This is a genomic window from Rhizobium sp. BK008 (genome assembly GCF_014197345.1).
Lineage (GTDB): Bacteria > Pseudomonadota > Alphaproteobacteria > Rhizobiales > Rhizobiaceae > Rhizobium > Rhizobium anhuiense.
In genome coordinates, this window is record NZ_JACIFK010000001.1 from 523,611 (window position 1) to 539,558 (window position 15,948).

At 61.5% G+C, this 15,948-nt stretch carries 23 protein-coding genes; 19 read left to right on the top strand and 4 right to left on the bottom strand.

Translation table 11 applies throughout. The features are described from left to right. Positions 1-72: 72 nt before the first annotated feature. From FHT69_RS02410 to FHT69_RS02450, 9 genes are all read left to right on the top strand, one after another. Positions 73-813 (top strand): DUF930 domain-containing protein, encoded by a 741-nt coding sequence (locus FHT69_RS02410; protein WP_047611083.1) that lies wholly within the window; start codon positions 73-75, stop codon positions 811-813. An 85-nt stretch (positions 814-898) separates the two neighbouring features. Then, on the top strand, positions 899-2,005 hold the full coding sequence (locus tag FHT69_RS02415) for a DUF930 domain-containing protein (RefSeq protein WP_183904865.1): 1,107 nt from the start codon (positions 899-901) through the stop codon (positions 2,003-2,005). A gap of 108 nt (positions 2,006-2,113) precedes the next feature. Further along, positions 2,114-2,275: a hypothetical protein gene (locus tag FHT69_RS02420; protein WP_165932205.1), complete on the top strand. Its 162-nt coding sequence runs from the start codon at positions 2,114-2,116 to the stop codon at positions 2,273-2,275. Between the two features lie 102 nt (positions 2,276-2,377). Further along, the gene (locus FHT69_RS02425) at positions 2,378-3,175 is read left to right on the top strand and encodes an APH(3')-II family aminoglycoside O-phosphotransferase (RefSeq protein WP_097542116.1); all 798 of its coding nucleotides are present in this window, start codon (positions 2,378-2,380) and stop codon (positions 3,173-3,175) included. A 60-nt stretch (positions 3,176-3,235) separates the two neighbouring features. Beyond that, positions 3,236-4,039 (top strand): helix-turn-helix transcriptional regulator, encoded by an 804-nt coding sequence (locus FHT69_RS02430; RefSeq protein WP_097542372.1) that lies wholly within the window; start codon positions 3,236-3,238, stop codon positions 4,037-4,039. An 83-nt stretch (positions 4,040-4,122) separates the two neighbouring features. Continuing rightward, complete coding sequence (locus tag FHT69_RS02435) at positions 4,123-5,022, top strand: DMT family transporter (protein WP_028758341.1); 900 nt, start codon at positions 4,123-4,125, stop codon at positions 5,020-5,022. Between the two features lie 3 nt (positions 5,023-5,025). After that, positions 5,026-5,718 (top strand): B3/4 domain-containing protein, encoded by a 693-nt coding sequence (locus FHT69_RS02440; RefSeq protein ID WP_097542117.1) that lies wholly within the window; start codon positions 5,026-5,028, stop codon positions 5,716-5,718. Positions 5,719-5,816: 98 nt separating this feature from the next. Then, positions 5,817-6,215, top strand: coding sequence for a DUF427 domain-containing protein (locus FHT69_RS02445; RefSeq protein WP_183904866.1), 399 nt, complete (start codon positions 5,817-5,819; stop codon positions 6,213-6,215). A gap of 75 nt (positions 6,216-6,290) precedes the next feature. Further along, on the top strand, positions 6,291-6,548 hold the full coding sequence (locus FHT69_RS02450; RefSeq protein ID WP_183904867.1) for a DUF6894 family protein: 258 nt from the start codon (positions 6,291-6,293) through the stop codon (positions 6,546-6,548). 145 nt (positions 6,549-6,693) lie between these two features. On the opposite strand, the gene FHT69_RS02455 is transcribed toward FHT69_RS02450, so the two are convergent. Next, the gene (locus FHT69_RS02455; RefSeq protein WP_028756014.1) at positions 6,694-6,939 is read right to left on the bottom strand and encodes a DUF6894 family protein; all 246 of its coding nucleotides are present in this window, start codon (positions 6,937-6,939) and stop codon (positions 6,694-6,696) included. Between the two features lie 133 nt (positions 6,940-7,072). Between FHT69_RS02455 and FHT69_RS02460 the strand changes: the two genes are divergently transcribed. From FHT69_RS02460 to FHT69_RS02490, 7 genes are all read left to right on the top strand, one after another. After that, positions 7,073-7,792: a Crp/Fnr family transcriptional regulator gene (locus FHT69_RS02460; RefSeq protein WP_028756013.1), complete on the top strand. Its 720-nt coding sequence runs from the start codon at positions 7,073-7,075 to the stop codon at positions 7,790-7,792. A 142-nt stretch (positions 7,793-7,934) separates the two neighbouring features. Beyond that, entirely contained in the window at positions 7,935-9,155 is a 1,221-nt protein-coding gene (locus tag FHT69_RS02465; protein WP_168334180.1) for an MFS transporter, read from the top strand. Between the two features lie 83 nt (positions 9,156-9,238). Further along, entirely contained in the window at positions 9,239-9,838 is a 600-nt protein-coding gene (locus FHT69_RS02470; protein ID WP_097630794.1) for a DUF922 domain-containing Zn-dependent protease, read from the top strand. Positions 9,839-9,949: 111 nt separating this feature from the next. Further along, positions 9,950-10,303, top strand: coding sequence for a DUF1428 domain-containing protein (locus FHT69_RS02475; protein ID WP_132572656.1), 354 nt, complete (start codon positions 9,950-9,952; stop codon positions 10,301-10,303). 97 nt (positions 10,304-10,400) lie between these two features. Beyond that, positions 10,401-10,823, top strand: coding sequence for a secondary thiamine-phosphate synthase enzyme YjbQ (locus tag FHT69_RS02480; RefSeq protein WP_063474569.1), 423 nt, complete (start codon positions 10,401-10,403; stop codon positions 10,821-10,823). Between the two features lie 166 nt (positions 10,824-10,989). Continuing rightward, positions 10,990-11,295, top strand: a complete 306-nt coding sequence (locus tag FHT69_RS02485) for a hypothetical protein (RefSeq protein WP_097542121.1) — start codon at positions 10,990-10,992, stop codon at positions 11,293-11,295. 175 nt (positions 11,296-11,470) lie between these two features. Further along, on the top strand, positions 11,471-11,830 hold the full coding sequence (locus FHT69_RS02490; RefSeq protein WP_018242957.1) for a hypothetical protein: 360 nt from the start codon (positions 11,471-11,473) through the stop codon (positions 11,828-11,830). A gap of 327 nt (positions 11,831-12,157) precedes the next feature. Here FHT69_RS02490 and FHT69_RS02495 read toward each other — a convergent pair whose 3' ends face one another. Next, positions 12,158-12,898, bottom strand: coding sequence for an SIMPL domain-containing protein (locus tag FHT69_RS02495; RefSeq protein ID WP_183904868.1), 741 nt, complete (start codon positions 12,896-12,898; stop codon positions 12,158-12,160). A gap of 327 nt (positions 12,899-13,225) precedes the next feature. Between FHT69_RS02495 and FHT69_RS02500 the strand changes: the two genes are divergently transcribed. Continuing rightward, positions 13,226-13,777, top strand: a complete 552-nt coding sequence (locus FHT69_RS02500) for a hypothetical protein (RefSeq protein WP_183904869.1) — start codon at positions 13,226-13,228, stop codon at positions 13,775-13,777. A gap of 63 nt (positions 13,778-13,840) precedes the next feature. On the opposite strand, the gene FHT69_RS02505 is transcribed toward FHT69_RS02500, so the two are convergent. After that, positions 13,841-13,987, bottom strand: coding sequence for a hypothetical protein (locus FHT69_RS02505; RefSeq protein WP_183904870.1), 147 nt, complete (start codon positions 13,985-13,987; stop codon positions 13,841-13,843). Between the two features lie 253 nt (positions 13,988-14,240). Here FHT69_RS02505 and FHT69_RS02510 point away from each other — a divergent pair, with 253 nt between their 5' ends. After that, complete coding sequence (locus tag FHT69_RS02510; protein WP_028756005.1) at positions 14,241-14,429, top strand: hypothetical protein; 189 nt, start codon at positions 14,241-14,243, stop codon at positions 14,427-14,429. 102 nt (positions 14,430-14,531) lie between these two features. Here FHT69_RS02510 and FHT69_RS34040 read toward each other — a convergent pair whose 3' ends face one another. Continuing rightward, positions 14,532-14,726 carry a hypothetical protein gene (locus FHT69_RS34040; protein WP_080759842.1) on the bottom strand — a complete coding sequence of 65 codons (195 nt, stop codon included), beginning with the start codon at positions 14,724-14,726 and terminating at the stop codon, positions 14,532-14,534. Positions 14,727-15,063: 337 nt separating this feature from the next. Here FHT69_RS34040 and FHT69_RS02515 point away from each other — a divergent pair, with 337 nt between their 5' ends. Beyond that, a complete protein-coding gene (locus FHT69_RS02515; RefSeq protein WP_028756004.1) occupies positions 15,064-15,768 on the top strand; it encodes an FkbM family methyltransferase in 705 nt (234 codons plus the stop codon). The last annotated feature ends 180 nt before the right edge of the window (positions 15,769-15,948 follow it).

Genomic DNA, 15,948 nt, shown 5'->3' on the forward strand with positions numbered 1-15,948 from the left:
GCAGGGCTCTTGATGAAAGCGTTCCCGGGTTTTATGGCCGCCTTCGATTGTCCGACAGCTGCTTCCTGAGCGATGGCACTGGTGTGGGAAAATCGGGGCGAAGGCATCGAGTGGGGCGCTTTCGCCTCGTTCGCTCTGCATGCCGTCATGCTTGCACTGCTGCTCCTGCTGCTTCCGAGACCTGAGCCGCCGGCACCGTTGCCGGACGACGGCATTACGGTTGATATCGTTCCCGAAGTCGCCAAACCTTCTGCGATAGCGCAGCGGGTCGCGACGCCTGCACCCGCTACGGCAAAGCCGGATGCGAGTGCGCCGGTCCAGGAGATCGCTCCGCCGCATCAGGAGGAGGCGCCGGCGGCCGCGAGGTCGCCTGAAGTGGCTTCCGCCCCTCCGGTGCCGCCGAAGCCTGGTGTATTCGTCCAGGCGGGCCAGCTGTTTTCGGAGACGGTGTTGTCAGATCCGCGCAGCCGCGGCGCCCGCGAGGCGTTGCGCGGCCTTGCCGGCAGCGAGCGCAATCTGCAGCTCTGTGACCTGGAGGCGATGGAGCAGGTCCGCCGCGCGCAGCCGGCGATGGCGCCGGATGCGCTCGCGCCGTATGCGATGGCGGCGGAAAAGGTCAGCGGCAACAGCGTCGAGGTGAAGGGCGGCGCCTTCCGCAGCAAACGGAAGTGGTACAATATTCAGTTCAAATGCGAGCTCAATGCCGCCTCCGGCAAGGTCGCGTCCTTCGCCTTTCTCATCGGCGATGCCATTCCGCAAAGCGAATGGCAGGCGCATGATCTGGTGGCCGACGATGGAGCCGCCGACCAATGACACTATTGCGCCGCGCGTCTTTTCGGACGCGCAAAGGACGCTGTAGCACGTTAGATGGCTGCTGCGATCACGCGGTTTTTTTCTTTTGTGGCTTGATGCTGCCGGCTTTAGAGGCCACATCGCTGCTGTGACAGAAGAAGACGTGGAACCAGCGGAAACGCAGCATGAAACGGGAAAACAGCGGCCTGAAATCCGCTGGGGCATCGTCGCGTCCGTTGTCGCGCATATTCCCATCATTGCTCTTCTGATTTTCGGGCTGCCGAAGATCGATCCGAAGCCCGCGGAAGACGAGAGCGTGAAGGTGGAACTCGTTCCGCCACCGGAGGAAAAGAAGCCGGAGCCCAAGCCCGAGGAAAAACCACCGGAGCCGAAGCCGCCGGAAGAGGCCAAGAAGCAGCCACCACCGCCACCACCACCACCACCACCACCACCACCGCCACCGGCGACTAAGAAAGTGCCTCAGCAAGGGAGGCCGATGCCGACCCTGAACCCTGTCATCGAGTTTGGTGATAAGAACAGCGGCCCTGAAAAATCGTTGGAGGGAAAATCTTCTCAAGGCGAAGCCAAACCGGCATCAATTCCACCGGAGCGTGATGCGGAACCGGAGCAGAGGCCGGCACAGGCTGCTGCGGAAAAACCTGAAACCGAGACGCCTGCTTCAAAGCCCGTCCCGGATGATGTGAAGCTTCCAGAGGTTGCGACAACGGAGGTTTCTCCGAAGCCCAATCGGTCGCCGACAGATGTGTCTGGCGAAGCCACGACGAGTATCGAGCAGGCCAAACCACCGGAGCAGACGACCGCTGAAAAGTCGAAAACGGTCGCTAAAAACAACGATCTGCCCAAGGCAAAAACGCTGTTTTCGCGCATGGGAGATGGCAATTTGCTTGCTCAGACTGCGATCGATGGCCTCCCGCGCAAAGAGCGGGTGGCCACGCTCTGCACTACCGAGCTTCAGGCCCAACTCGTTCATGGTTCGCCGAGTTACTTCCCGTCCGCATTGCCCAGTTTCGGGTTGCGAAGCGGGACCGTCCTTGATGTGCCGGATGCAGCCTTTGGCACAGCTAGAGGCTGGTACCATGTTCGCTTCCGTTGCGAGTTGGATGAGGGAGCGACGAAAATCGTGTCGTTTGCCCACGAAGTTGGCGGATTGATCCCCCGCAGTCAGTATGCGAAATATGAAATTCGTGACTAGTCCTCGCGATCCTGGATTGCGGTCTTATCAGGAACAAGCCACGCGCAAGGAACCGCACCTAGCCTCTTCTCATGGCCGTGATGGTTACGGTGAAGAAGGGACAATGATATGTCGAACGAGATCGAGCGTTTTCTTGAGCGTCAGGACGAAGCCGTGAGCGCGCTGTTCCTGGAAAACAAAGGCGACGAGCTGACCGATATTCTGGTGGCTGCTCTGGAAGAGGCTTTTGAAATCCTTCTCGAAGCCGCGCCCCCCGAAACTGTTCATTGAGGTCGCAGAGGGCGTCCAGCGCCGATATGCGCTGACCGATCGTGCCGCTTGCAGTGCATCGCCCTGTCGGGATAATGCGGCAGTGTCAATGGCACGGATATCATGTCGAATTCCCAAGACAATCAACTGCTGGCAGCGGGCGCGCTTGATGCCGGCCTGGCCGGATACCGGTTCGAGCGCGATGCGCTCGGACGTTCTGCGGCGAGCGTCTTCCGGCTCGAAGCTCTCGGATTGCCGACGCTTTATCTGAAGGTCGAACAGGCCGCTCCTTTCGGCGAGCTCGCCGACGAGGCAGCCAGGCTTCGTTGGCTCAAGGCGTCCGGTCTGCCCTGTCCCGATGTCATAGCAGAGGATAGCGACGGTGCGCACAACCGGCTGCTGATCAGCGCGCTGCCGGGTCGTGACCTCGCCAGCGCGTCGGCGCTGACGCCGTTTGCGCGGGTCGAACTGCTGGCGGTAGCCCTTCTCGACCTGCATCGGCTGCCGATCACATCCTGCCCTTTCGATCATCGGCTGGAGAGACGCCTTGCGGCGGCGAAAGCGCGGATGCAGGCCGGCATCGTCGACGAGACCGATTTCGATGAGGCACGACTTGGAAAGAGCGCCGAGGCCCTGTTTGCCGAACTCGAAAGCAGAAGGCCAGGCCGCGAGGATCTCGTCGTCACCCATGGCGATGCCTGCCTGCCGAATTTCATCGCCTCCGAAAAGGGATTTTCCGGCTATATCGACTGCAGCCGCCTCGGCGTCGCCGACCGCTATCAGGATATCGCGCTCGCCTGCCGCAGCATCGCCTATAATTTCGGCGAGGCGTTGGTGCAGCCCTTCCTCGATCGTTACGGCATGCCGGCCACGGATCCGGCACGGCTCGACTACTATCAGTTGCTCGACGAGTTCTTCTAGGCGTTGCCTCCTCTCCGTCCGGCTGGCAGAGTGGCCGGCGATCGGACCCGCGGACAGACGATGGCGAAAAACCAGTTCAGGATGTTGCGCTCGGCGCTGACAGGCGTCGAAGCGGTGGAGGCGGAAACGCATCACAGCTTCGCCCGCCACACGCATGAGCAATTTGGCATCGGCCTGATGTCCGCCGGGGCACAATCCTCGCTCAGCGGTCGCGGCATGGTGGAGGCAGAGGCCGGCGACATCATCACGGTCAATCCGAACGAAGTGCATGACGGCGCGCCGATCGGCCAGCGACGGTCCTGGCGCATCCTCTATTTCGATCCCGCCATCGTCACCGGTCTGGCGCACGAGATCGGCGAAGGCGGGGCAGGGCGATCGGAAATCCCGCATCCCGTCATCCGTAACCGCGCGATCGCCGGCCGCTTCGAAACGCTGTTCCGTGCGGCAACCGGCGCCGCGGCGGACGGGCTGCTCTGCGAGGAACTGCTTCTGCAACTTGTCGCCGACGTCATGCGCGAGCGCGGCGGCGCCGAACAGAGGCCGCCGGTGCCGGCGTCGATCCGTGCGGCCCGAGAGCTGATCGATGACGATCCGCTTGCCGCCGTCTCGCTTGCCGATCTCTCCCGGGAAAGTGGGCTCAGCCGCTTCCAGGTGCTGCGTGGTTTTGCCAAGGCGACCGGACTGACACCACATGCCTATCTCGTCCAGGCCCGCATCCATATTGCACGGCGGCTGATTGCTCAGGGCATGCCGCTGGCGGAAGCCGCTTTTGCCAGCGGCTTTGCCGATCAGAGCCATATGACGCGCGTCTTCGTGCGCAAATACGGCCTGTCGCCGCGCCTCTATGCCGGCGGCTTTCTCTGAACCTCAGGCTAGGCCTGCAATTTCGTTCAAGACCTTTGACGGGCTCCTGCTGTTTTCTCGGCGCGTCCAACAGGAGACGCTGAATGTCGAGACAGGTTCAAGGTTATCTCTATCTGGCGCTGGCCATGCTGACTGTGGGAAGCACGGTTGTATCAAGCAAACTCATCGCATCAGGCCTGCCGCCGTTCAGCGCCACCGCGTTGCGTTTCGCCATCGCCTTTCCCATCTTTCTCGTGCTGATGCGGGCGACCGGCGCGCGGCTGCCGAAGCTCTCCGGAAAAGACCGCCTCATCCTCGTCATTCAAGCCGGGGCCGGTAGCGTCGGCTATACGACGCTGCTAATTTCTGGCCTCAGCCTGACCTCGGCGGCCGATGCCGGTGTCATCATCGGCACGCTGCCGGTGGTGTCGGCCGCAATCTCCATCCTGCTGCTTGGCGAACGGCCGCAGCGTGGCCTGCTTCTCGCCGTGGCGCTGGCGACGGCAGGCGTGCTGTCGATCGCCGCCACGCCGGAGGCCGCAGGAGGCTCGCTTGCCGGCAATGCGCTGATCTTCCTGGCGGTGGTCTGCGAGGGAGTGTTCATCCTGCTGAACAAAAAACTGAAAACGGAAATCGCGCCGCTTGCCCAGTCGGCGCTGATGACCGGTATTGGCTTCATCGTCGCCGTCATCCCGGCTGTTTTCGAAGCGCCTCTCGCAGAAGGCATGTCGGGAAGCGCGGTCGCCGCCGTCGTCTATTATGCGCTGGTGCCGACCGTCGGCGGATTTCTATTGTGGTATGCGGGGGCGGAGAGGGTGAGCGGCACGGAAGCTGCGCTCTTCACCGCGCTTGCTCCGGTTTCCGCCGTCATGCTTGCCTTCATCATTCTTGGCGAGCCGGTCGGGCTTGGCCAGATCGCCGGCATCGCCTGCGTGCTGGCCGCTGTGCTCGGGCTGGCCTTTGCCGGGAGCCGTGTCGCGGTGAAGCGCGTCGAGGGGAGATAGACCATGCAGTTCAGCCATTCCGATACCATATGGCAGGTCTTTCCGGAGCTTCTCGCCGGTGCGCTCCATGCGGGAGGCATCGATGCGGATGCCAATGTCGAGGAGGCGATCGCAGGTTTCAGTGCCATCGCAGAGGCCCGGCTGGCCGAAACGCAGGAAGGCGAATTCCCCGAAATCCAGGCCTGGCGGCGTGGCTTTTCCCGTATGGGGTTGAAGCCGACGCAATATCGCTGCGCTTCCGAGGCGCTGCTGCGCCGCTTCCGTCAGGACCATGCGCTGCCGCGCCTGCATCCGCTCATCGATCTCTGCAATGCGATTTCGCTCGCTTTTGCCATCCCGATCGCCGTCTTCGACGCCGAAATGATCGTCGGCGATCTCGAGGTTCGGCGGGCTGGGGGTGACGAGACCTATTTGACCTTCGGCGGCGTGAGCGAACATCCGGAGCCGAATGAGGTGATCTTCGCAGACGGGGCGGGGAACGCGCATGCGCGGCGCTGGACGAACCGGCAGAGTGGGCTTTCGGCCGTGCGGCCGGCGACGCGCTCGGTGCTGATCGTTGCCGAGGCCTTGCATGCTTCGGCCGGTGAGGACTTGGAGAGGTTGGTCGCCACGGTGGCCGATGCGCTCGCGCACCATTGGCCGGCGGCGCCGAAAACGGCGATGCTGAGCGTAGAATCGCGGCATTTTGAATTCTAAGGGAGCGACACTTCAGCAAAGGCGGCATTCCAGGCCTTGGGCCGGCAGCGTGCCCGCCCTATCTCCAAGGGGCCGATATCTCCTGGAGACGAACCACCATGTCATACAAGACGATCAAGATCCCGGGGCCGGACCACCCGATCACCGTCGAGCACAATCCCTCCCGCGTCGTCGTCACGCTCGGCGGCAAGATCATCGCCGATACACACGATGCGCTGACGCTGCGCGAGGCCTCCTATCCGCCGGTGCAGTATATTCCGCGGAGGGATGTGGACATGTCGCTGCTGCAGCGCACCGACCACACCAGCCATTGCCCCTATAAGGGCGATGCCTCCTATTACAGCATCATTGCAGGCGGCGAGCGGTCGAAGAATGCCGTCTGGACCTATGAGGCGCCGAATGCCGCGGTCAGCAATATCAAGGACCATCTCGCCTTCTACCCCGACCGTGTCGACGGTATCGAGGAAATGGCCTCTCCGGAAGCCGGCACCTTCTGACGACGCCCATTGCAGCCGTTCCGGCGGAACATGTTTGCCGCCGGCCCGTTAGGCTCACCTAGCGGGGGATGTGTCGTGCCGAAATTCTACTTTCAGCTTTTCGATCGGGATGGCGTCGGGGCGACCGAGACGGGATATGATTTCGACTCCGTCGAGGCTGCCAAAGCGGAGGCGCGGCGCGTGCTCGCGGAGATGGCCGCCGAGGGCCTGCCGGCTGCGCCTTTGAATATGCTGTCGGTGGAACTCTTCGATGAAAGCCGGCGGCCGCTGGCGGAAATCCGGCTGGTTCTCGAAGAAATTTCGAAAGAACCGCGATCGGTGCGCCGGCCTTGAATAGCTGTCGATCGAGCCGAAGCAATCGAAAGACTATGTCAAATTTAATTGTCGGCTATGAAGACGGGTCTTAGCGTCGCGTCACAATCGACCGAGTCGGATTGATGCGTATGTGTGACCGGCGGCAGCCCTTGAACGGCGGCCGCTATCGCAAGATGTCGAGCCATTCATTGTTGAAGACGAGGCTGGCAACCGTGACCGGATCGCCTTTCTCGTTGCGAACGGTGACGGCGATCGTCATGCGGTCACCCGCAGGCAGTTCGTCCCGGGCCACATCCAGCAGGATGCGGGTCACTTCCTTCGGAATGTCTTCACGAGATCTGAGCTCGGTGCCGTGCTCATCGCGCGTGGGACCTTCCCCGTTGTGTAGATCGAAATAGTAGCGAGCCATGGTTTTTCCCTACGCGTTAGAGGGGAAATCACAGATGAAGACAATTGTTCCCGAGGCTAGGCATTGATTCTTATAGAAAAACTGGGTTGCATCGAAATCGGTCGGGCCCCTCGCGATATCGGGGGGCAGGCCCTTGATTGAATCCCTGCTGCTCAACCTTGGAAGCCGCGATGTGCTGTCGGATGAAGAGGAAAGCCATCTCAGGGCGATCATCGTCAAAGACAGGTATTTTGCTGCCGGGGAGGATCTCGTCTCCGAAGGAAGCAGGCCTGGCTACAGCACGCTACTGCTCGACGGTTTTGCGGCGCGCTACAAGGTGATGGCCGACGGCAGCCGCCAGATCACGGCGCTGCATGTCGCCGGCGATTTCGTCGATCTGCACGCTTTCCCGATCAAGAAGATGGATCACGGCATCGTTGCGCTGTCGTCCTGCCATGTCGCCTTTGCCGATCACGCCGACCTCAGGGCGATCACCGAGCGCATGCCGCACCTGACCCGGCTGCTCTGGCTCGACACGCTGGTCGATGGCGCCATTCACCGGGAATGGATCGTCGCCATGGGCCGGCGCTCCAAACGCGCCCATATCGCTCACCTCGTCTGCGAACTCTTCGTGCGGCTGCAGGTGGTGAAGCGGACGCGCGGCGCAAGCTTCCAGTTTCCGTTGACGCAGATCGAGATGGCCGACGTGCTCGGCGTTTCCGTCGTCCATCTGAACAAGACGCTGCAGGCGTTGAGGCGCGAGGGGGTGTTCACCTGGGAGAACCGGACGATCACCATCGTCGACTGGGAACGCCTGCAGGAAATCGCCGAATTCGACCCCGGCTATCTCAGCATCTCCAGGGAACCGCGCTAACTTTGTGAGGCCGAGCATTGCACAATCCGGTGACAACAGCTCATTGCAATTGACAAACCATTTATTGGGGCAGAACACGTGCCAATATTTTTGAAAACCCCATGAAGGCCACGGCTTCGCCGCGTCGGCCGGTGATATCGCAATGGACATATCCCAAAGCCCGGGGAGCGTTCTTCGCCACCCCGGCTATCTGAACTTCGCCGCCTCCCGCGTCTTTTCCTCGCTTTCCTTCCAATCCATCGGCATCGCCATGGGCTGGATGATTTACGATCAGACGCACAGCGCCTTTGCGCTCGGCCTCGTCGGCTTCTGCCAGTTCCTGCCGATGGCGGTGCTGACCTTTGTCGTTGGCCATGTGGCCGACCGGTTCGACCGGCGGCGCATCGGGCTTGTCTGCCAGTTGATCGAGGCGGTGACGGCGCTGGTGCTGGCGATCGCCACCTGGCAGCAATGGCTGACGCCGGCCGGCATCCTTACCGCCGTCACCGTCCTTGGCGCCGTCGTCGCCTTCGAGCGGCCGACCATGGCGGCGCTGCTGCCGAATATCGTGCCGGCCTCGATGCTGCAGAAGGCGGTCGCCACGTCCACCTCGATGATGCAGACGGCGCTGATCATCGGCCCCTCGCTCGGCGGCCTGCTCTATGGCCTTCATCCCGTGGCGCCCTTTGCCATCGCGGCGCTGCTGTTTGCCGTTGCGAGCTTCAATGTCATTTCGATCCGCATGCAATGGAGCCCTGCCAGGCGCGAGCCGGTGACGCTTGCTTCCGTCTTTGCCGGCGTCTCCTTCATCCGCAGCCGGCCTGTCATGCTCGGCACGATCTCGCTCGATCTCTTCGCGGTGCTGCTCGGTGGCGCCACGGCGCTGTTGCCGATGTTTGCCCGCGATATCCTGCATGCCGGCCCCTGGGGCCTCGGCCTGCTGCGCGCAGCGCCGGCAATCGGCGCGCTCGCCATGTCGATCGTGCTTGCCCGCCGGCCGCTCGAAAGCAATGTCGGGCGCAAGATGCTGGCCGCCGTCGCGGTGTTCGGCGTCGCCACCATCGTCTTCTCGCTCTCCACCAATATTGCGCTTTCCGTCGCGGCGCTGCTTGTCGTCGGCGCCTCCGATACGGTGAGCGTTGTCGTGCGCAGCTCGCTGGTACAGCTTCTGACGCCGGACGAGATGCGTGGCCGTGTCAGCGCCGTCAACTCGCTGTTCATCGGTACCTCCAACCAGCTCGGCGAATTCGAATCCGGCATGATGGCTGCAGCCCTCGGGCCGGTCGCCACCGGCGTCGTCGGCGGGCTCGGCACGATCGTCGTCGTCGTCCTGTGGATGCGGCTCTTCCCCGATCTCACCAGGGTCAAGACGCTGCAGGGCTGATGCTTGCGCCTCGTTCAACCGCGTTGAAAGACGGGAGCGGTCCCATTAGGTTCGGCGGCGGGAATCATTTGGCGGGGCGGCGCGTGACGAGACATTTTCTATCTTCTGCGCTGACGGCGTTTTTCGCGTTGGCGCCGGCGGCAGCGCTCGCCGAATGGCAGGCGGTCGAGGAGGTGCGGCCCTATTCGATATCGGGCAAGACCGGGGCCGAACTCTACGAATCGATCGGGGCGCGGGGACCGAAAGCCGGGGTCACGGGCCGGGTGATCGCGCATACGACGTTCAAGCTGACCTGGACGAGGAAATACGAACCGCAGGGCAATGCCTGTGTGATCGTGGCCAACCGGCCGAAGCTCATCATCACCTACACGCTGCCGAAGCCGGCGAGCGAGCTGCCGGCGGCCGTCGACAGCAGCTGGCAGGCCTTTATATCGGGTGTTGCGGCCCATGAACGCGTGCATGGCGTGACCATCAAGGAAATGGTCAAGGAAATCGAGGCGACGAGCATCGGCCTCACCGTTGCCGATGACCCCGATTGCAAGAAGATCCGGGTCGAGCTGACCCGGCGCCTCGGCGAGATCTCGATGCGCCAGCGCCAGCGCGGCCGCGACTTCGACAAGATCGAAATGGGTGACGGCGGCAATATCCAGCAACTGATCTTGAAGCTGGTGAATGGTCCCTGATCGGGCCGAAGCTGATAGCGCGGCGCGGTCAACCACTCGCCACCGGGCTGGACCCGCTCGGCAAGGCTCCTATCTCCCCCGCAATAACAGACACATGAGAGGAGGAGTGCAATGTCCTATGTCGATGGTTTCATCGTCGCGGTGCCGAAGGAGAATGTCGGGGCCTACAAGAAGTTCTCGACCTTTGCCGGCACGATCTGGAAGGAATATGGCGCCCTCGAATATGTCGAGTGCATCGGCGACGACGTGCCCTATGGCGAACTGACCTCCTTTCCCCGCGCCGTGCAGGCGAAGGCGGATGAGGTGGTGGTGTTTTCCTGGATCGTCTACGGCTCGCGCCGGGAGCGCGACGATGTCAATGCCAAGGTGATGGAGGATCCGAGGCTCAAGGGCGACCAATGGCAGATGCCGTTCGACGGCAAGCGGATGATCTATGGCGGCTTCGAGATGCTGCTCAAGCTCTGATGGCGCCAGGCAACCTTTGACTTCCCCCGGCAAGCTTGACTCGCCGCCAGCGGTGCGCCAACTCGCGGGGAATGTCATTGCGAGATGGGAGAGCGCCTTGCCCCAGACGATCCTTAGCCTGTCCACACGCGGACAGGGCCTTTACGAATTCACCGACCAGGCGAGCGCTTTCGTCAACGCCTCGGGGCGGGAGGAGGGGCTTCTGACCGTCTTCGTGCGCCACACATCCTGTTCGCTGCTGATCCAGGAAAATGCCGATCCCGATGTGCGCACCGATCTTCTCTCCTTCTTCCGCCGCCTCGTGCCGCCGGCCTCCGATCCTCAGATGAGCTGGATCGTGCACAGGGCCGAGGGGCCGGATGATATGCCGGCGCATATCAAGGCGGCGCTGACGCAGGTCTCCATCGGCATTCCCGTCGCCAGGGGGCGGCTGATGCTCGGCACCTGGCAGGGGCTCTATCTCTTCGAACATCGAGACCGGCCGCACCGGCGCGAGATCGTGCTGCATCTCAGCCCCTGAACATCGAAAGAGAGAGTCGATAGTGCCGGAAACCGCCGACGTTTTCGGCATCATGCTGTTGTGAATGCAAACTGAATGCCCGGTTCGAACACCATTCATTTTGCAACGTTTACTGTCGACACAATCCCTGAAGGGAGAGCCTGGAATTCAATCGACGGAGACATCCATGACGCATTTCCTCACCAAGGCTTCGCTTGCCGCTCTGCTCGCCCTCTGCACCATTCCGGCCACTGTTTCCACGGCCGCCGCCGCGGGGCCGCAGACGAGCTTCGTCGTCGAGGCACAATACCATCGGCCGATCCGCGGCTGCTCGCCGATACACGCCGTGAATAAGGCGCGCGATTTCGGCCTGCGGAGAGCCCATGTCACCCGCCTGTCGCCGCGCGTCGTCGTCGTCGCAGGGCGCGACCGTCGCGGCTGGGACAGAATGGTCTTCGCGAATGTCCGCGGCTGCCCGCTGATCCGGCGCTGAGGACTGCGGTCGGAGGCGCCGAAGCGGCGCTTCCGGTCCGTTTTGCCTTGACGGCGACACTTTCAGCCGTCTCTTCTCTGATCTGTATGAGTGATTCTCAAATGACGCTTCGGCGTAATGTGGAGAGTGGGGAGGGCGGCTCGACCGCTCCGACTTTCAAACGAAAGGTTTTTCGATGATGCAGTTTTTGGCAAAGGCGGGTCTTGCCGTCATGCTGACAGCCGGCACTCTTGCCGGCACGGTGGCCCCGGCCGCCGCCCAGTTGAATATCATTATCGGCGAGCCGGACCGTGGTCCGCCACAGGATTACCGCCGTCCGCCTCCGGGCTATGACCGTCCGCCTCCGGGCTACGGCCGCCCGTCGCGCGGCTGCAATCCGCAGCTCGCCGAAAATCTCGCCCGGGATTACGGCTTCCGCCGCGCCCGCGTCGTCGACATCACCCCGCGCCGCGTGATCGTCCAGGGCTGGACGCGTCGTGGTCCCGATGAAATGAGCTTCGGCAACGTGCGCGGCTGCCCCGCCCTGCGCCGCTGATATCAAGTAGAATACCGCCTCGTCTCCCCGATGCGGCGGCCAGAACCGCCTTTGCCAGTCTCCCCGGATCGGCAAGGGCGGTTTTCTTTTTGAAAGACTTTTTACAGCGCTGCGGGTCTGAAAAGACGCGGAGCGCTCCGTTTATGACAAATCTCGCTCGCCCCGCCTCATCCTCGGTATTGTGCCACTGCTGTCCGGTTTACGCAGATAGAGGGCTGCCTCTCGTCGATCTCCAAGCGGTGGGAGGTCGTGTCACGCTGAACTTTGCTCGTGTATTGTCGGCAGCCTGAGCACCGCACGTTTCTTCAAACGCGCGGTGCTCTCCTTTTACTGCTCGATGGCGAAAGTCACGGTGACGCTGACGTTGTAATTGTTCTCGCCGCCCTGGACGGGAACGGCAGTGTCGGAGGTCTCTTTCATCATCGTGGCGCGATAGACCGGCTGCGGCATGGCGCGCGGCACATTCTCGTTGATCTCGAGGATGCGGCCGAGCTTGACGCCGGCGGCTTCGCTCAGCGTCTTCGCTTTTTTAACGGCATCGGCGACGGCATCCTTGCGTGCCTCTTCGAGAGTGGCTTCCGGTTTGTCGTTGGTGAACTGGATGTCACCGCCCTGGTTGATGCCGAGGGTGACGGCCTGATCGATCACCTGGCCGAGCTTGGCGAGATCGCGCAGCCTGACGGTGACCGAATTGATGGTCTGGTAGCCGACCAGTTGCGGCTGTTGCTGCTGGCCGTCGACGGGCTGCGGATAATTGTATTGTGGCTGGATGGAAAAGCCGGAGGTCTGCAGATCGCGCTCGGCGATGCCGCCGCTCTTCAGCGCGGTCAGCACCTCGTTCATCGCCTTGTTGTTCTCGTCGAGCGCGTCGCGGGCGGTTTTCGCCTGTTTGACGACGGCAAGATTGAGGACGGCCATATCGGGCGCTGCGGACGATTCGCCGTCGCCCGTCACCGAGATCACCGGCTCGCGCGGCTTTACCTCCTGCGCGAATGCCGGCGCTGCGGCGGTCAGCGGCAGGGCCAGAAGGGCAGTCATCAGAACAGTTCTGGTGTAGATCGGCGCCATGTTTTCATTCCTTGGTTGTCGTTTCCCTGAACAGCTTTCTGTCGGTTGATTGTGAAGCTATTGCGGCGGAAAAGACAGGCGCATGCGCATCGCGAGAAAAATGTGGAGTAACGAGGAGAGGATATGCCGCGGCCAGCCCCTCTGCCCTGCCGGGCAGAGGGGCTGACAGGCACACCGGTAAAGCGCAGGCAAACGATACTTCGCCTCGCATCAACCGACGTGGCGACGCCACCGCTTCCCAAATTCCGCAAACCTGATAGCAAATATGGCGGGTTAAGGAACAAGCGGCGGCCGTACAGCACATCGTGCGGCCGGCAAGGGGGCAGTATGCGATTCTTGGCAATTCTTTCGATCAGCCTCGCCGTCGGTCTGGTGGGCTGCTCTCAGGTGGCGGAAAAGGCGGAGAATGCCGCCAACCGCTCTTACACCAGCTATGCGCTGGGCAAGCCCTATGCGGAGGTCGCCAATCTCGGCCAGTCGCCGATGGCGCGGCTTTCCGGCTCGGAAGCGACCTTCGGGCCGATGATCGGTGCGACGTCATTGACGAACGGCATGACGATCTACCGGCACATGGCGCCCGGCGCCAAGACCGAAACCGGCACGAATTTCGTCGGTCTGGTCGGCAGCTCCACCGTTTCGCAGAACAACCGGCTTTCCTATTTCCTGGTGGGCGCCGACGGGGTCGTCAAGGATTGGGCGACTGGCTCGGTACAGGGCACCGCCAGCGACTGCGTGCAATATATCGGAGGCATCATCAACCGCTGCACCGACATGCGGCAGCTCCAGGCTTCGCTCGCGCTCTACGACATGCGCGTGGCGACCAAGGCCGGCCAAGCCATTTCCAGCTGGGGTGAACCGGCTGCACCCGCAGTGAACTAAGGACGCGCGCCGGCGAGGGTAGGGGCGTTTCCCTACCCGTTGGCCGGGGAATGTATTGGACGCTTAGGCGCCGAAATCGTCCATGAAGGATGGATGGATGGCGGGCTGGCGCTCTTCGCGTGCGGCGCGAATGCGCTGGGGAACCGCACCGAGACCGGAGACGAAGCGGGTCAGGAGATTGCGGTGGAAAAGTCTCTGTATGGCAATCATGGCAATTCACTCATTCTTTTTTTTGTTAGCCGACAGCATATATTTTGCCCAGACTGCCGGAACAATGGGCAATTTCACATGACAGTTATGCGACAGTGCATGGCTTGAGGAGATGGCCTGCACGCTGATCACATTGGCGTTAGATCGGGCCGCTAAGGCCGGTCGGCCACGATAAATCCTCGTCTGTCGTCGCCGTGGCGTGGTAGATTGCCCGCTTGGGGTAAAACGATACCCCTCCGAAGGAGAAGCTCAGATGAACCGATTTTTCGCATTTATCGCGACCGGAACGCTGATCAGCCTTGCCTCGATCATCTCGGCCTGCACTTCGTCCGGAAGCGTCGACCAAACCTCCTCGATCGGCTACTACCACGAGGATCTGCCGCTCAACCCAGCCTGCGGTGGTGGGTTCAGGCCGAGCGATGGGCGTTCTTGCAGCTATTAGAAATCTGCGCCGATCGGGCATGATGCCGCCGGATGAAGTCGTCTGACTGGCAATCGCTGGAGGCGAACTATCGCTGCAATCAGACTTCCAATTTTTCCCGCGCTAATAGCTGCACGGACGATCATTGCCGAATCCATCGCGGCAGGCAGGCCGGAGGTCAAAGTCAGCGCTCCGGGCGGTATACCCGACCGAGCCCGTTTGCATCGAGTCGTTTGGGCTCGTGGTGCAGGCCGATGCCGACATGGCAATGACGAAGACGGCTGTCATGGCCCCCGATAGTTTGCGAGTTTGAAGCATCTCCCCACCCTTCACTGTCCAACGTGTCCGTATACTCGTGGCAAGTAGGGCCGAAGAGGCGTCCTGATAACTGTCGTTGCCGATCAAGATTTGGTTATTTGTTGAAAACCCCTTCGCAAGCGCTTGCTGCCACGATCAAGGTTGTTTGGCAATGCCTGCAGAAGGGATCCATGGCTACGTCGGCTTCACCTAAAGAACTAGGCTTGGCGAAACGGCCACGCAAGGCATCAACTATCGATGATCTAGCCACTGGTTGCCAATTCACGGAAGGTGAAGAAACAGGGGCACGCCGCTCGACGAGTGGATAGCGCATGCTTTCGAGTTACCGGGAGCCTACATGCTTCATATTGCTAAGATTGCGCCACCTCGGTTCAGGTTATGGACGCGCGCTTCACGAGAATGGCGCCATGGTGAGCCCGAACTTCGGATCCTCGATCGATTATGCCGTCGGAGCCAGACTGCCATCGATATAGGTGCGAACTACGGTGTCTATTCTTGGTTCTTGACCAAGTATGCGCGCAATGTCGTCGCCTTCGAGCCTCAGCCTAACATGGTAGCTTTTCTGAAGGCCGCGCTTGGTTCGTCGGTTCGGGTGGAGCAGGTCGCACTTTCCGACAGCGCTGGCGTTGCAACGATGCGGATCCCCAGTGATCAGCGCATGGATGGCTGCGCCACGATTGAGGAGCAGAATAGGCTTTCGACGCAAAATGTCGAAGAAATTTCCGTTCCAACCCGGCGCCTGGATAGCTATCAGTTCGACACTGTAGGCTTCATCAAGATCGACGTTGAAGGGCACGAACTAAAAGTACTCGAAGGCGCGGAGGCTATATTGCACCGGGATCGCCCAAATCTGCTTATCGAAGCGGAAGACCGACATCGACCCAACGCTGTCGGCAGTGTGATCGACTATCTTAAGCCGTTTGGATATTCTGTATATTGCCTGAAAGATCGAAAATTTCGTTCCCTGTCGATCGACGAGGTCCGGAAAGGCTCTTCCGGAACGCCTTACAACTACGTTTTTTCTATCCGCGACGATCTATAAGCGCACTTAGTGTGCCCACCCCCGCCGGCCGACCTTCAGCGGCAATGACCGCTGGCGCGTCGCGGCAAAGCGCTCGGAAATCGGACGGGATTGGACCTCGGGCGGGAGGATATTTTGCCGGCCCTTTGAGAACGGTTTAAACGCTCCTTGAGCCGTCCTTAAGACCTGATTGGGCTTTTC

Coding starts and splice junctions, on each gene's coding strand:
- FHT69_RS02495 (WP_183904868.1), bottom strand. CDS start 12,898: ATGGCGCCGATCTACACCAGAACTGTTCTGATGACTGCCCTTCTGGCC.
- FHT69_RS02435 (WP_028758341.1), top strand. CDS start 4,123: ATGTCGAGACAGGTTCAAGGTTATCTCTATCTGGCGCTGGCCATGCTG.
- FHT69_RS02485 (WP_097542121.1), top strand. CDS start 10,990: ATGACGCATTTCCTCACCAAGGCTTCGCTTGCCGCTCTGCTCGCCCTC.
- FHT69_RS02475 (WP_132572656.1), top strand. CDS start 9,950: ATGTCCTATGTCGATGGTTTCATCGTCGCGGTGCCGAAGGAGAATGTC.
- FHT69_RS02410 (WP_047611083.1), top strand. CDS start 73: ATGGCACTGGTGTGGGAAAATCGGGGCGAAGGCATCGAGTGGGGCGCT.
- FHT69_RS02455 (WP_028756014.1), bottom strand. CDS start 6,939: ATGGCTCGCTACTATTTCGATCTACACAACGGGGAAGGTCCCACGCGC.
- FHT69_RS02500 (WP_183904869.1), top strand. CDS start 13,226: ATGCGATTCTTGGCAATTCTTTCGATCAGCCTCGCCGTCGGTCTGGTG.
- FHT69_RS02505 (WP_183904870.1), bottom strand. CDS start 13,987: ATGATTGCCATACAGAGACTTTTCCACCGCAATCTCCTGACCCGCTTC.
- FHT69_RS34040 (WP_080759842.1), bottom strand. CDS start 14,726: ATGCTTCAAACTCGCAAACTATCGGGGGCCATGACAGCCGTCTTCGTC.
- FHT69_RS02490 (WP_018242957.1), top strand. CDS start 11,471: ATGATGCAGTTTTTGGCAAAGGCGGGTCTTGCCGTCATGCTGACAGCC.
- FHT69_RS02515 (WP_028756004.1), top strand. CDS start 15,064: ATGCTTCATATTGCTAAGATTGCGCCACCTCGGTTCAGGTTATGGACG.
- FHT69_RS02430 (WP_097542372.1), top strand. CDS start 3,236: ATGGCGAAAAACCAGTTCAGGATGTTGCGCTCGGCGCTGACAGGCGTC.
- FHT69_RS02425 (WP_097542116.1), top strand. CDS start 2,378: ATGTCGAATTCCCAAGACAATCAACTGCTGGCAGCGGGCGCGCTTGAT.
- FHT69_RS02445 (WP_183904866.1), top strand. CDS start 5,817: ATGTCATACAAGACGATCAAGATCCCGGGGCCGGACCACCCGATCACC.
- FHT69_RS02510 (WP_028756005.1), top strand. CDS start 14,241: ATGAACCGATTTTTCGCATTTATCGCGACCGGAACGCTGATCAGCCTT.
- FHT69_RS02420 (WP_165932205.1), top strand. CDS start 2,114: ATGTCGAACGAGATCGAGCGTTTTCTTGAGCGTCAGGACGAAGCCGTG.
- FHT69_RS02465 (WP_168334180.1), top strand. CDS start 7,935: ATGGACATATCCCAAAGCCCGGGGAGCGTTCTTCGCCACCCCGGCTAT.
- FHT69_RS02440 (WP_097542117.1), top strand. CDS start 5,026: ATGCAGTTCAGCCATTCCGATACCATATGGCAGGTCTTTCCGGAGCTT.